We start from the raw sequence: 13,784 nt of genomic DNA, 5'->3' as shown, positions 1-13,784 counted from the left end.
TCATTAAAAGATAAGCTCAAAGCGTTCTCCCTAAAAAATCTCTCACTTCCCAAATATGTGACTTATACACTCGTAAGTTTAATTCTATTTCTTACAGGTTACCTTTTCGGTTGGGGAACATCAGAGTTTATCAATTTCAAAGAAAATAACTTCCAAGCTCTACAGATAAAAAAACAACAAGAAGCACTGCAGCAGATGTACGATTCCATAAATGCACAACAAGAGCTGCATAGTAAAAAAGAACAACAGTTAGCAACCGCTCAAACAGAGCTAACCTTGCTTCAACAGCAGTTAGAAGACACACAGAAACTACTTAAAACAGCCGAGCCAGATAACCCCGGACAACAAATATTTAAGGATCAAATCAACGAGAAAGTCTATGGCCCTGAGATGGTTGTACTTCCTTCAGGAGACTTTCGAATGGGTGATCAAGCGGATGTAGGGGATGACAACGAAAAGCCTGTACATATAGTTACCATCGAAAAGCCTTTTGCACTGTCCCGTTTTGAAATTACTTTCGCTGAATATGATCTGTTTGCTACCGCCACCAAACGCTCCTTACCGGATGACTCAGGTTGGGGTCGGGGAAATCAGCCAGTAATCAATGTTAGCTGGAGAGATGCAGTCGCTTATGCAGACTGGCTGAGCAATGAAACTGGGCAGCCATATCGACTACCTTCAGAGGCAGAATGGGAGTACGCTGCGCGCGGCGGCACATTAACAACTTACTGGTGGGGCGACGATCTGAAACCAAACATGGCAGTATGTGCAGGTTGCGACAGTCCCTTTGATGGAAAAAAACCGGCTCCTGTCGGCAGTTTCCCAGCAAATGGATGGGGGCTGCATGACATGACCGGCAATATTGATGAATGGGTTGCCGACTGCTATGCAGATAATTATAGGCAAGCTCCAATTGATGGTTCAGCTTATGAAGAAAAACCGTGTAAAAACCGCGCAATGCGTGGTGGTTCCTGGTTCGAAATTGACCGTTTAATTCGCCCTGCAAGTCGATATAGACACCCGGTAGATGCTAAAAGAAATAGCTGGGGCTTTCGAGTTGCACTCGATATTAAATAAATCCACCTAATTGGGGCACTTGATTTCAAATAAGCTGAAGACTTAACAATGCAGCCAAACAGCCCCTCGATAACTTGTATCAAGTTAATGATACAGTTTTGATTCATTATACTAATGCTAAGTTAGAGACTCGTTCTCAAGGATAAACACAATGCGTATTACAACACTCAGTGCTTCTCTTATATTGGCAGGTTTCACCATATATCCCGCCCACGCAGATTCTTTGAAGATAGATTCTGCGCAACGTGAATCACTTGATCTTACGCTCTACAATCAAAATCTAGGTTTAGTTCGAGAAACACGTTTGCTGCCAAGTTTAAAATCAGGCCAATCGGTTACATTAGAAGATGTCAGTAAACAGCTTCAAGTTGAAAGCTTACGTATCGATAATGCAGGAAAAATTTTAGAGCAAAATCTAAATACAAATTTACTCAATCAACATAATCTACTACAGCACTATATTGGGAAGGAGCTACAACTCGCCCGATTAAACCCAGTCTCCGGCAAAGAAGTTATCAGTCTTGTTCAGCTGATTAATGTCGATGGCAGTCGAGCCTTAATTAAGCGTAATAATCGCTTTGAAAGCGTTCCATTAAATAACAGCTGGCGTTTTATCTACCCTAACCTTCCAAACCAGCTGCTTTCGAAACCAAGTTTAAGCTTTCGTAGTGCAGGTACATCCCGTGCACAAACTGCAGGAATCAGTTACCTAACAGGCGGTTTAAATTGGGGAATGGATTACGTCATGACCCTTAATGAGGCGGGTACCAAAGTAAGTTTTGATGGACTGGCTAGCCTAACAAACCATACAGGCACTGATTTTAAAAATGCACAAATTGCTCTAGTCGCAGGTGACCTAAATAACCCAGGTGTTCGCCATGCAGCGGCCTTACAAGAAGATTTTGCAACGCTATCACGCGCGCCACAAGCCAAGTCTATACAGCAGGAAAGCATCGGTGATTTCCACCTATTCAATCTGCCACATAAAGTTGATCTGCTTAATGGTCAAGTTAAGCAAGTCTCTTTCCTAACAGCGAAAAATGTTCCAATTAGCCGTAGCTACGATTATGAATTTTTAGTCTATCCCACATTAGAACGGAACCAACACCGGGTTAAACCTAACCTAACGCTTAAATTTATGAACGATAAAGCGTCCAATTTAGGCTTACCTCTTCCGGCAGGAAAAATAAGAACATTTAGTCCAGATAGTAAAGGCCAGCTCCAATTCATGGGCGGTAGTAACATTAGCCATACGGGCAAAGGCGATGAGGTCGAAGTTAGGCAGGGCAAGGCATTTGATATATCAATCCATCGTAAGCAAACTCACTTTAGCACGGTCTTTAACGGCTTTAAGGTCGGCCAAGAGCTACGCCTAACAAACAGTCGCTCAACTCCAGCCAACTTAGTCATGACAGCTAACTTCCCCCTAGTATGGGAGATGGAAAGCAGTAATATTAAATTTGAGAAAGTACTAGGCGGCAGCGCCCAGTGGAAAATCACCGTACCAGCCAACGGAGAACAACTGCTCCGTTTCCAAGTTAAAATGGAGAAGCGTTAAACATTGTCTATTAACGCTATCCATAAAGGTAATCCTACTTATTGCCTCGACTGCGGCGTAGCCTCAAAATGGTGCTGCTGCAGTCAAATTTCCTCGAAGAAAAGCAAAGTAAAAATTGTACTTTTACTGCATGAAAATGAGCCTTCAAGGCCAACCTCTACCAGCAAAATAATTCTGAAAACGCTTCCTAATGCAGAAAACTATATTTGGAAACGTAATGAACCCCCATCGACTCTCATTGAACAGATCAATGATAAAGATACTGATGCATGGCTGCTATTCCCGGCTGATAGGCCTGAACTTAAAGCTCGCCAGCAGGCTATTAAAATTGATCATAAGAGAAACACGCTGATCATCGTGCCTGATGGCACTTGGAAAGAGGTGCGAAAGATTGTAAGAAAAAGTCCGTGGCTAGCAGATCTACCACTACTGGCATTTGATCCGCAAACACCGAGCCGATATGACTTGAGACGCAATCCTGATTTAGACCACTTATGTACGGCGGAAACGGTCATTGAACTACTGGAGCTATGCGAAGATAAGACCCCCGCAGAAAACTTAACTCACGCATTTGATTCTTTTTTAACGTGTTATAAAGCCTCTAAACGTAACTAAATCGATAACGTACCGAACTTAAAACCTAGCTTTAGCCTATCAAGTCAAACGCTAGCCTGCCTATCTTGCCAAAACTGCTCCTTTTCAGGATCAGCATCGAGCCCCAGTGCGCCTTCTCGATAAGCATCGATTAACCGTTTAATAGCTAACTGATGCCCCTGCTCAGCAGCTAGCTGATAAAAAGCTACTGATTTAGAAGCATTTGGCTGAAAGTAGTGCTCGTAACCTGTTTCAAAGATCCGCCCCATCTGATACTGAGCTTTATCATCGCCCTTTTCTGCCGCACGCTGTAGATAGATACCCCCTTGAATTCTATTCTGCTCCCCCTCCCCCTTAAAATGCAGGAGGTGTCCATAGACAGAAAGCGCTTTTCCATGTCCATTATCAGCACAAAATCTAAATAATTTCATTACAACTGTATGCTTTTTAAGGGACTTCTGTTTAATTGAAGAACGAAACAAACTGTAAGCAATATAGAACACCATTGGCGCAATGAACTTTGAAATAACTCGCATTAAAAACTCCAGAGAAAAAACTCACTCAGCGTAAATAGCAGGCTCAATCAACAAGCCGCACAAAACATCAATAATAGCTAATATAACAAACGCTAGCCTGACAGGAAAAACTTCTTGATCCGATGCTGTATTCTACGATAAAACTTCTATATTAAATGCTGTATAAAAAACTTTTCCTATATTCATTTTCAATATATAGGCCATTTACAAGGGACATCGGTAGCGACATGAAAATTTACGAAGATAACTCACTCACAATAGGCCACACTCCACTAGTACATCTAAAACGTTTAGCCCCTGGACTGAATATTTTCGCAAAGATAGAGTCTCGCAACCCTGCTGGATCAGTAAAATGTCGTATCGGTGCCAATATGATCTGGTCTGCGGAAAAAAGCGGAGCACTTAAAGCGGGTATGACGATGGTTGAACCCACCAGCGGAAACACAGGCATCGCCTTAGCATTTGTTGCTGCATCACGAGGGTATGACATTGTCTTTACCATGCCTTCCTCTATGAGCCTTGAACGCCGCAAAATAATGAAGGCTCTAGGTGCAACTATTGTTCTGACCGAACCCGCTAAAGGAATGAAAGGGGCTATCGAAAAAGCTCAAGAGATTGTAGACGCAAATGCCGATACACATATGATGCTGCAGCAATTTGAAAACCCGGCAAATCCAGAAATACATGAAAAAACAACAGGGCCGGAGATTTGGAATGATACAGACGGCACAATCGATATGCTGGTTGCTGGCGTAGGTACGGGCGGAACAATTACAGGAATCTCTCGTTATATTAAGAACCAACAAGGCAAAGCGATCACCTCTGTCGCCGTTGAGCCGGTTGATTCACCTGTTATCACTCAAACACTGAACGGTGATGAGGTAAAACCCTCTCCTCATAAAATCCAAGGCATCGGTGCGGGTTTTGTACCTAAAAACTTAGACCTTGAACTGATCGATCAAGTCGAACAAGTCAGTAATGAAGATGCTATTGCGACAGCCCGCGAGCTAATGGAAAAAGAGGGCATCATGGCAGGCATTTCATCAGGTGCAGCGGTTTGTGCAGCACTTCGCGTAGCTCAACAACCAGAGAATGCAGATAAAAACATTGTTGTAATCGTACCTGATTCGGGCGAACGTTACCTTTCTTCCGCTTTATTTGAAGGCATGTTCAGCGACAACGAATCTGTGCAATAAGAGCATATTACCTACGAGTATGAAAAAGCCGGTGGTGTTTGACACCCCGGTTTTTTTGATTGGTTTCATCAAACAATTTAGTTAATCAATTGCCTGATTTTATCGTGTGAAGGAAACTCTCCTAAACGATCAATGTGTATTTTAGGATTACTGCTTTTTACAACGTTATACCACTGGGGTTTACGCTGCTTACCTTTATAACACCCGTCGATTTCATAATTTTCACCATCCACCGATAACACAGCTATCGCATGAACTCTTAAATCAGACCGCATTTTCAACCCACCGCTTTTATTTTTCTTATCTAGATAAGCATAGTTCAATCTGAAAAAGTTAGTGAGATTCTACAAAACAGACTTAAGCCAATGTTGACAGAAATTCAGAGGCTGGAGCAAAAAAAGCTTGCCCTGTCATAGCTCGAGTATACTTCAATAGATGATCCGTATGACCTTGTCCATCACCCTCGATCATGCTTTGTAACATCAATGTGAAATTCTTAGGCGTACGACAGTAACTCGCAAACATCAGACCACACTGCTGCGTATCACCGTAAGGCATGCTGTGGCGCAAAATCTCAACGCTATTTCCTTGATCATCTTTCAATGAAGTACGCTTAGTATGGGATGTTAAAGCTTTATCTGAGCTTACATATTCAACATTATCTTTTTTAGTTCGGCCAATCGTATCTTCCTGGTGTTTTACCGGCTGCTGATTCCAGTACGTCATATTATGAACGTAACGCTGTAGATGAATATATGAGCCTCCATGGAAAGCCTTATTCTCATCGCCTACGACTGCAACCTCAACACGATCATCTCCTTGGGGGTTTTCAGTCCCATCCACAAAACCCGTTAGATCGCGAGAATCTAAAAATTTAAACCCTTCAATCTCCTCCACCAACTCAACAGAATCACCTAAACGCTCAGTTAAGATTTGCGCCAGCTGAAAGTTAATATCTTTGCGTTCAGAACGAATGTGAAACAGAAGATCAACGGGAGTATTCGGGGCAACACCCTCCCCTCTTTCAAAACTTGGGAATGAAGTTAGCTCAGCAGGCTTGCTATCTCCAGCAATCAAGGACCAATAACTACTGCCTATAGCGGCAACGATGCTAATCGATGCATCAGGTTCTTGATCGTTATATTCCTGCTCTAAGGTTGTGACTTGAGATAAAACCTTTTTAACTTTTGCTTCTGCGCCCTTATTCTGGGTTTGGTTAAATGTAATAAATAACGCGGCACTACTCGCTTCGGCTACAACACCTGACTGATACGGCATAACAACTCCCTTTCCGACACATATTTACTTCAGTATAAAATGACTCTACACATAGGCCTATTAAAGCTTATTGATTAAGCTCATAAATAATACTAATCATGAATCTTTAGTTCTGTTTTAAACTATATTGAATTATCTAACGGCGTTCTGGTCTTAGACTAAGGAACCTACGAATAAGTCCCAAGCACCTCAGGCTTAAAGAGCGGTTCAAGCTCAAGGCAACGATTACAGACATGCTGGTTGCCTGTCGAAAATCGTTAACGACGAAACTGGATCACTCTGTAAGCACCATTCGCGAAGAAGCTGATAGATACCCATAATGATATATTTTCTTAAAACGTTGTTATTCTTGTCGATTATGACCTTAACACTAGAGGCGCAATCAGCCCCAAAAGCTGACTTATGGGAAAGATGGTTGCAACATAACACCAAGAATGAAAGCAATATAGACCATAAACCTTGGAGTCTATTTCTTAAAAAATATGTAATAGAAGATTCCACTCAACTCAATCGAGTCGCTTACAGTAAAGTTACAGTGGAAGATAGAACCGCGCTTAAGCAGTATATACAGCTAACCAGTTCTCTTCCTATTAGTGAATTTAACCAAGAGCAACAGCGCGCTTTTTGGATCAATCTTTATAATGCACTGACTATCGACATTATTTTGGATCATTATCCAGTTGAGTCGATTCTAAAAATAAAGCTTTCTTCTGGCTTTTTCACTCGTGGCCCATGGAAGAAAAAGATAGTCAGTGTAGAAAGTGAAGCATTAAGCTTGGATGATATCGAGCACCGAATCCTTCGCCCCATCTGGAAGGACCCTCGCATCCATTATGCGGTTAACTGCGCTTCCATCGGCTGTCCGAACATAAGCACGCAGGCATTTACCGCTGAAAACATGGAAGAGCAGCTAGATAACGCTGCCGTATCATTTATCAATCATCCTAGAGGCGTGAATGTAAAAAGTGGCAAGTTAATCGTTTCTAGTATTTATGAATGGTTTCAAGACGATTTTGGCGGTAATGATAAGGGAGTTATTCAACACCTAACCCACTATGCAAAACCTGAATTACAAAAGCGTTTAGCTACTTTTAACAAGATTCACAACGACCAATATAACTGGCAACTCAATGATTACAAATAATGATCGATAACGAGAGGTGAAGATTAATCTTTAGCAATAGGCCGTTTAGGATCACGAATCCACTCACTCCATGAGCCCGCATATACTTTACTACCCTTTAAACCTGCAATATCCATCGCTAACAGATTATGACAAGCGGTCACCCCAGAACCACACATATGAACAACATCCTCTGCAGGAAAACTATCGATAATGCAGAGCCATTCTTCACGTAACTTTTCAGGTGTTTTAAACAAACCCTTTTCAATATTATCCGTTAAAGGACGATTGACTGCCCCTGGGATATGACCTGCAACAGGATCAATAGGTTCTACATCACCACAAAAACGCTCAGCTGCCCGCGCATCCACTAAACATATCTGACGACTCGCTAATAGGGCGGCTAATTGATCAGCGCTTAGTGTGTTTTGTGGTAAATGGTTGTAAACAGTATTTAAAGCTAAAGCATCTGCCTTTGAACTAGATTTTGAATGACCCGATTGGGAATGCTCAATAGACGTAGACAGCCAAGCAGGATACCCCCCGTCCAAAACAGCTACAGCCTCATGTCCTAAACATTTGATCAACCACCATGCTCGAGCAGCCATCGCCCCTGCGCAGTCATCATATACAACGACTTGGGTCTGATCGGTTATACCGAAAGAAACCAAACTCTGCGCTAATAAATTAAGATCGGGTAGAGGGTGCCTTCCGCTGAAAGAGGTAATTGGAGAAGAAAGATCCTCATCAAGATGGAGATAAAAAGCACCCGGAATATGATCAACACCGTAAGCGGTTCGTCCAGCTTCCGTATCAGCTAAATTGAATCGACAATCAATCACAACCATAGGGGTTGTAGATAATGACCTTAAATCCTCTACACTGATGATCGTGGTAAACATATTCCCAGTTACCCTTTAAATAACCTTATAGGTATGCGGCAAGCTCTTCTTGTAAAACATCCAGCTCATTTTGTGCTTTCTGTTTAGCTTTTTTCTTTAAACTTTCAACTTGAGCCGTTTTATCAGCAATTAAAGACTTAGCCATAGCCGGTTTGTCATCCGCATCCTCTACTTGAGCTAGCAAAGGTTTAAGCTGCATCAGTATTCCACGGCGACGTCCCTCTTCGGCACGCGCAATTGCTTCGGCAGATTTCTCTTTCTTCTGCTTCTCTTCTGTTTTCTCAGCCGCGACATAAGTCAACGGACGAATGCCTGAGGCGATACGAACTTGATCCATAAGTGGTGATGCCACTGCACGCGCTTTATCAGCACCTTTTAATAACACCTCTTCTACCGCACCAAGATCATTCATCAATTCATTGTAACGAACACGTGGCGCTGCGAGTTTGCTATCTAAGAACTCAAACAGCTCCTTCTTAGCATCACCCCAACCAATACCGTTTTCAAACTGTTGACGCATTGATGCCGCTTCTTGCTCATTAGCAAAACAGTTATACAGCTGGAAAATAGTGCTCGTATCAGCATCTTTAGGCTCACCGGGTGCTTTTGTATCCGTTTTCACTTGCTTTATCAGCTTATAAAGCTCATCAGGACCACAAAAGAGAGGGATGGTATTGTCATAACTCTTAGACATTTTACGACCATCTAAACCTGGGATCAGCTGCGTTTCTTCATCAACAACCGCTTGAGGTTCGGTGAAAAGTTTCTTGTATGTATGATTAAAACGGCCAGCGACATCGCGCGCCATCTCAATATGCTGTATCTGATCTTTTCCTACAGGAATGAGATCTGCATTAAACATTAAGATATCAGCCGCCATCAAAATAGGGTAACTAAACAACCCCATAGTCACGCCGTCATCCAGATCTGCATTACCCGCTTCACGATTTGCATCAACTGACGCTTTATAAGCATGTGCTCGGTTCATCAACCCTTTAGAGCACATACAGGTTAGGATCCATGTTAGCTCTGTGATTTCTGGCACATCAGTCTGACGATAGAAGGTCGCTTTATCTGTGTCTAAGCCTAAAGCTAACCAAGTCGCTGCAATCTCACGTGTTGATTGAGCAACACGATCGGGATCATGGCACTTAATTAGGGCATGATAATCCGCAAGAAAATAGAAATTGTTATACGTATCGCCCTGGCTAAGCTCGATGGCAGGTTTTATTGCACCTAGGTAGTTACCAATATGCGGCGTACCACTTGTTGTAATACCCGTCAGAACTGTTTTCTTTTCCATTTAATTATCTTCTCTTAAACCTAAATTGCCTGAAAAACTGTTTATTCAGGCAACATGACAAAACCGCCATATGAATGCCCAACATAATACCGAAAAAAAGGAGTAATTTCGCCCAAACGATCCTCTTAACATCATCAACCGAATGTCTTGGTGACACCACCCTCTATAAGGTGGTAAAAAGAGCAAAATAATAACAATATACATTGAGATATCTATGACTGAATCAATCGCCTCTTGGATGACACTCACCGCTCTGTTTGCCAGTGCAGGCTGGTATATTTTTCGCAGTACCGAACGCTCTATCCCCCTCATTGTCACGTCCATCATGTCTGGCATTCTTTGTCTGTTCGGAGGATTTCTATTCTCAGGCGCTGTTCTTAAAATTTTAGGCTCATTTGAGAACCCTATTATGCCTGCTCTGTTTGTTTGGTTGGGGACAGCTCTATGTATTTTTCTCCATACTATTTATTCAAATAGGAAAAACTCTACAACTAAGACTAACGAAAGAACCTACGAATAAGTATCAAACACCTCAGGCTAGAGAGGGTGCAAGTGCAAGACAACAATTGCAGACATTCTGACTGCCTCTCGAAAACCGTAAACAGGGAAATTTGATCGCTCTTTCAACCCCATAGAGTGGACATTAAAAAAGACCATCTAAAAAATGGTCTTTTTTGTAACGGCCGACAACGCTATTATTCCTTTAATCTTTTCACTTAATACAGACTTATTCCTATGCTAATTGTAGTTTCGCCTGCAAAGACACTTGATTACGATACGGCTCCAGTGACACAAACTCACTCACAGCCTCGTTTTACAGATCACTCTCAGCTTTTAATTGATGAGCTTAGAAAACTTTCCGTGCAAGATGTTGCCGCACTCATGAAGCTAAGCGACAAACTATCAAGCCTAAATGTGGCTCGATATGAATCATGGGAAGAACAGTTCAGCTTTGAAAATGCTAAACAGGCTGTATTAGCATTTAAAGGAGATGTTTACACTGGCCTTGATGCTGAAACACTGAGTGAGGATGATCTCCAATTTGCCCAAGACCACCTTCGCATCCTATCCGGGCTATACGGAATTCTTAAACCGCTAGATCTTATGCAGCCCTATCGATTAGAGATGGGAACACGTTTACAAAACGCCCGTGGTAAGAATCTATACGAGTTCTGGGGCACTATTATTTGTGATGCGCTCAACCAAGAACTAACACAAAATTCAAACCCTGTACTTATCAATCTTGCGTCTAACGAGTATTACAAAGCTGCTAAAGAGAAAAACCTCCAAGCTCGCATCATTACACCGGTCTTTAAAGACTGGAAAAATGGTCAATATAAGATGATCAGTTTTTATGCGAAGAAAGCTAGAGGCTTAATGACTCGATACATCATCCAAAACAAAATAGACACGCCAGAGCAACTAAAAAACTTTGACCTTGAAGGTTACCGTTTCAGTGAAACGATGTCTGAGGGAGACAACTGGACGTTCATTCGTGATCATGATGAAGATTAGGAGTCAATCTTAGAAATAAAAAAGCCAAAGCATTCGCTTTGGCTTTTTTCTAATAGAGCTAAAACTAAAATTAGTTTTGCTGAATACCTACAATATACCAATCCCCATTCTCAACACGCATATCTCGAGAAAGGTGCCAGGTTTCATTAAATTCAGCAGTTTCTTCTGAATTTTCTTTCAACCAACCATAAAAATTGATGCTGACAATGACTTCATCTTTACCATCAGTAAAATTAGCCAACTCTGCCATTACAGACACAACTTCTGTTTTCTGGTCGTCAGGTGACTTAGCACGCTCTTCCTTAAGAAGGTTATACATCTCGGGTGCTGTGTAAGTCTGAATCTCTTCCCAGTTATTTTCGTCCCAAGCCTTTTGTAATTTCACAAAATGCTCACGCGAACCTTCAAGAAAAGCTTCCTGATTAAACCAGCTAGGTAGCTTAATATCATTTGCTTCCCCCCAACCGGAACTGAAAGAAGGCATTGGCTTAAACTCTTCTTTTTGTTCAGGTGCAGCTTCACGCTGCATTGGCTCATTATGAGGTTTTATTTCATACTGCTGTGGACCATTTGCGTACGAAGGTTGCTGCTGAGGTTGCGACTGTTTCCGCATTGAGAAAATTTTATAAACAATAAAGATCACACCCGCAATTAACAGTAAATCCATAAACTGAATACCATCAAACGCACCACCAAATAACAACGCGCCAAAAATGCCACCAGCAAGAAGACCTGCCATCATCCCGCCAAAACCACTACGTTTAGTTGTTCCTGCTGCATTCTTTTGTGCCGTACTGTTTGTTGCCGAAGATTGCTTTTGAGCTGGTGCAGATTGTGATTTTTTAGATGTGAAACTCTTACCGAATGATGAGCCTCCACCAAAGCGTTTTGCTTCTGCTAATTCTGCGATTGGAAGTGTAATAAGAAATACTGCCATCAGTGTGACAAAAAATGTCCGCATTGTTTCTCCTAACCTTACAGGCTCTTTTCTAGTGATTTGCCGGAAATTACAGCGAAATAGATTCCGCTGAAAATTAAAGCCATACCCCATAAATGAAAGGCATGGATAGATTCCCCTAAAAACACTGCTGACAGCAGCATTCCCCATAGGGGGACCAAATGTATAAACAGACCGGCTCGTTGGGCGCCTAATTTTTCAACGCCATAATTCCAAAATAGATACGATAGTATAGAGGGAAATACGACTAAATACCCTACTAAAAAATAAAGATCTTGGTTCCACTCAATAGGTTTCGCATCTTTTAGCTCCCACCAAGATAAAGGAGCAAGTATCGCAACCCCTGCAATCAATGTCACAGCAAAAAAAGCAAATCTCGGTAACTCTTTAGGTTTCCATCGTAAAGCGATGCTATAGATACCCCATACCAGCATCGCAGAAATGATCCATAGATCACCGCTATTAAAATCAAGAGACATCAATACCGACAAATCGCCCTGACTGACTAGAAGTACTAGGCCACCCAAGGAAATTGCCACACCCATCCACTGCTTTAAAAGTATAGATTCTCTCAGAAACACAGAGCTCAAAATTAGAATCATTATCGGCATAGTAGATTGCATCAACGTACTATTTAAAGCAGTTGTTGATTGCAATCCTATATATGCAAGCGTAGTAAAACCTGCAACGCTTAGTGCACCAAATAAAAATAAAAGTAGTCTATTAGATAAGATAACCTGGCGATGCTTATACACCACAGGAATAATAAAAGGGAGCAGAATAATGAAAGCACCCATCCAACGTACAAAGGCTAACGTCATGGGTAAAATATCGACAGAAAAGGCACGCGCTAAAACAAAATTACCCGCCCAAAACAGAGTCGTTAGGACTAACAGGAAATAAGCCAGAAACCTTACCTCTAAAGTGATAGCCTTTTATTTCATTTTAATAAAAAACGTGAGAGCAAATTATTACTTGCTTCATTACCGGTCAACACATAATGCAATACATTATAATTTTTAGCGATCCACTGCATTCGACGGTTTGACTTATTCAGTCCACAGATAAGTATCTCATCACCAGGCTCTACTATATCGAGCTCCCCTGGCAACATCTCAATTAACTCACCTCGGCGAACCATTAAAGGGAACGCATGTAAATTACGTTTACGGTTATGGGGATCCTTAAAAAACAAAGACAGTTTCAACTCAAAGCCTTGGCGATAGGCCTCCATTAGAGCTGGAGTCTCCTCTTCACTCACAGTAAAAGCCCAACTGTCTAATTCATTGTCACCAACAACACTACTCATCCTGTTGATCAATGTATGCGCCCATACATCATCATAACGCTGCTGCATCTCCTCAATAAAAGTAGGAAGCAGTGGCGATTTAACATGGGCTAATATTCGATTAGCAATGATTCGTCCAGGCTCCATTATAAAATCAGCCCGGCTATTTTTAAAAACTAGACTATTTGCATGAATGCTCTGACGCACTACCGTTAATAGCTTAGAATTTAACTCCCGCGCGGTCATCAGAATAGAGAGATTGTCCGCATCATTTCCTGTACCAGCAACAATACCTACAGCATCTTGCACGCCCGCTTCCATTAGCGTAGTAGCTTCTGTCCCTATACCTGTTACCTGATGGGGAATATCCGCAATTTTACTAGCGTCAATATCCACAACCGTTAGATCTACATCACTTTCATCGAACGCTCTATACAACGCACGCCCAAACCGACC

The 13,784-nt window shown here is 41.9% G+C and carries 15 protein-coding genes; 7 read left to right on the top strand and 8 right to left on the bottom strand.

Annotation, left to right across the window (positions count from 1 at the left end; genetic code table 11):
• The 3 genes from B4K11_RS09150 to B4K11_RS09140 all read left to right on the top strand — a co-directional run.
• The coding region (locus B4K11_RS09150; RefSeq protein WP_292959337.1) for an SUMF1/EgtB/PvdO family nonheme iron enzyme at window positions 1-1,077 on the top strand (1,077 nt) is incomplete at its 5' end.
• A 151-nt stretch (window positions 1,078-1,228) separates the two neighbouring features.
• Window positions 1,229-2,635: a DUF4139 domain-containing protein gene (locus B4K11_RS09145; RefSeq protein WP_292949856.1), complete on the top strand. Its 1,407-nt coding sequence runs from the start codon at window positions 1,229-1,231 to the stop codon at window positions 2,633-2,635.
• 3 nt (window positions 2,636-2,638) lie between these two features.
• Window positions 2,639-3,250 carry a tRNA-uridine aminocarboxypropyltransferase gene (locus tag B4K11_RS09140; RefSeq protein WP_292949855.1) on the top strand — a complete coding sequence of 204 codons (612 nt, stop codon included), beginning with the start codon at window positions 2,639-2,641 and terminating at the stop codon, window positions 3,248-3,250.
• 44 nt (window positions 3,251-3,294) lie between these two features.
• Here the strand turns inward: B4K11_RS09140 and B4K11_RS09135 are convergent, their stop codons facing one another.
• Window positions 3,295-3,765 carry a tetratricopeptide repeat protein gene (locus tag B4K11_RS09135; RefSeq protein ID WP_292949854.1) on the bottom strand — a complete coding sequence of 157 codons (471 nt, stop codon included), beginning with the start codon at window positions 3,763-3,765 and terminating at the stop codon, window positions 3,295-3,297.
• Between the two features lie 227 nt (window positions 3,766-3,992).
• Between B4K11_RS09135 and cysK the strand changes: the two genes are divergently transcribed.
• Complete coding sequence (gene cysK / locus B4K11_RS09130) at window positions 3,993-4,961, top strand: cysteine synthase A (protein WP_292949853.1); 969 nt, start codon at window positions 3,993-3,995, stop codon at window positions 4,959-4,961.
• A gap of 77 nt (window positions 4,962-5,038) precedes the next feature.
• Here cysK and B4K11_RS09125 read toward each other — a convergent pair whose 3' ends face one another.
• Complete coding sequence (locus tag B4K11_RS09125) at window positions 5,039-5,236, bottom strand: hypothetical protein (protein WP_292949852.1); 198 nt, start codon at window positions 5,234-5,236, stop codon at window positions 5,039-5,041.
• An 82-nt stretch (window positions 5,237-5,318) separates the two neighbouring features.
• Window positions 5,319-6,239: a Dyp-type peroxidase gene (locus B4K11_RS09120; protein WP_292949851.1), complete on the bottom strand. Its 921-nt coding sequence runs from the start codon at window positions 6,237-6,239 to the stop codon at window positions 5,319-5,321.
• 319 nt (window positions 6,240-6,558) lie between these two features.
• On the opposite strand from B4K11_RS09120, the gene B4K11_RS09115 reads away from it, so the two are divergent.
• Window positions 6,559-7,383, top strand: a complete 825-nt coding sequence (locus B4K11_RS09115) for a DUF547 domain-containing protein (RefSeq protein WP_292949850.1) — start codon at window positions 6,559-6,561, stop codon at window positions 7,381-7,383.
• 23 nt (window positions 7,384-7,406) lie between these two features.
• On the opposite strand, the gene B4K11_RS09110 is transcribed toward B4K11_RS09115, so the two are convergent.
• Entirely contained in the window at window positions 7,407-8,264 is an 858-nt protein-coding gene (locus tag B4K11_RS09110) for a sulfurtransferase (protein ID WP_292949849.1), read from the bottom strand.
• A 25-nt stretch (window positions 8,265-8,289) separates the two neighbouring features.
• Complete coding sequence (locus tag B4K11_RS09105) at window positions 8,290-9,567, bottom strand: tryptophan--tRNA ligase (RefSeq protein WP_292949848.1); 1,278 nt, start codon at window positions 9,565-9,567, stop codon at window positions 8,290-8,292.
• Between the two features lie 214 nt (window positions 9,568-9,781).
• Between B4K11_RS09105 and B4K11_RS09100 the strand changes: the two genes are divergently transcribed.
• Together B4K11_RS09100 and yaaA are read left to right on the top strand one after the other, a co-directional pair.
• Entirely contained in the window at window positions 9,782-10,087 is a 306-nt protein-coding gene (locus B4K11_RS09100; RefSeq protein WP_292949847.1) for a hypothetical protein, read from the top strand.
• A 215-nt stretch (window positions 10,088-10,302) separates the two neighbouring features.
• On the top strand, window positions 10,303-11,082 hold the full coding sequence (gene yaaA, locus B4K11_RS09095; protein ID WP_292949846.1) for a peroxide stress protein YaaA: 780 nt from the start codon (window positions 10,303-10,305) through the stop codon (window positions 11,080-11,082).
• A 70-nt stretch (window positions 11,083-11,152) separates the two neighbouring features.
• On the opposite strand, the gene B4K11_RS09090 is transcribed toward yaaA, so the two are convergent.
• The 3 genes from B4K11_RS09090 to B4K11_RS09080 form a co-directional block, all read right to left on the bottom strand.
• The gene (locus tag B4K11_RS09090; RefSeq protein ID WP_292949845.1) at window positions 11,153-12,043 is read right to left on the bottom strand and encodes a Tim44 domain-containing protein; all 891 of its coding nucleotides are present in this window, start codon (window positions 12,041-12,043) and stop codon (window positions 11,153-11,155) included.
• A gap of 14 nt (window positions 12,044-12,057) precedes the next feature.
• Window positions 12,058-12,936, bottom strand: a complete 879-nt coding sequence (locus B4K11_RS09085) for a DMT family transporter (protein WP_292949889.1) — start codon at window positions 12,934-12,936, stop codon at window positions 12,058-12,060.
• Between the two features lie 44 nt (window positions 12,937-12,980).
• A partial coding sequence (locus B4K11_RS09080; RefSeq protein ID WP_292959336.1) for a potassium channel family protein occupies window positions 12,981-13,784 on the bottom strand: 804 nt, incomplete at its 5' end.

Origin of the sequence: Neptuniibacter sp. UBA6509, from assembly GCA_002435145.1 — a bacterium.
GTDB lineage: Bacteria > Pseudomonadota > Gammaproteobacteria > Pseudomonadales > Balneatricaceae > Neptuniibacter.
Note: the sequence above shows the minus strand (reverse complement) of the source record. Positions and strands in the feature narration are given on the sequence as shown.

Bases quoted from the DNA above. Each gene is read 5' to 3' on its own strand.
- B4K11_RS09090 (WP_292949845.1), bottom strand. From the start codon at position 12,043: ATGCGGACATTTTTTGTCACACTGATGGCAGTATTTCTTATTACACTT.
- B4K11_RS09105 (WP_292949848.1), bottom strand. From the start codon at position 9,567: ATGGAAAAGAAAACAGTTCTGACGGGTATTACAACAAGTGGTACGCCG.
- B4K11_RS09100 (WP_292949847.1), top strand. From the start codon at position 9,782: ATGACTGAATCAATCGCCTCTTGGATGACACTCACCGCTCTGTTTGCC.
- B4K11_RS09145 (WP_292949856.1), top strand. From the start codon at position 1,229: ATGCGTATTACAACACTCAGTGCTTCTCTTATATTGGCAGGTTTCACC.
- B4K11_RS09120 (WP_292949851.1), bottom strand. From the start codon at position 6,239: ATGCCGTATCAGTCAGGTGTTGTAGCCGAAGCGAGTAGTGCCGCGTTA.
- B4K11_RS09135 (WP_292949854.1), bottom strand. From the start codon at position 3,765: ATGCGAGTTATTTCAAAGTTCATTGCGCCAATGGTGTTCTATATTGCT.
- yaaA (WP_292949846.1), top strand. From the start codon at position 10,303: ATGCTAATTGTAGTTTCGCCTGCAAAGACACTTGATTACGATACGGCT.
- B4K11_RS09125 (WP_292949852.1), bottom strand. From the start codon at position 5,236: ATGCGGTCTGATTTAAGAGTTCATGCGATAGCTGTGTTATCGGTGGAT.
- B4K11_RS09110 (WP_292949849.1), bottom strand. From the start codon at position 8,264: ATGTTTACCACGATCATCAGTGTAGAGGATTTAAGGTCATTATCTACA.
- B4K11_RS09115 (WP_292949850.1), top strand. From the start codon at position 6,559: ATGATATATTTTCTTAAAACGTTGTTATTCTTGTCGATTATGACCTTA.
- cysK (WP_292949853.1), top strand. From the start codon at position 3,993: ATGAAAATTTACGAAGATAACTCACTCACAATAGGCCACACTCCACTA.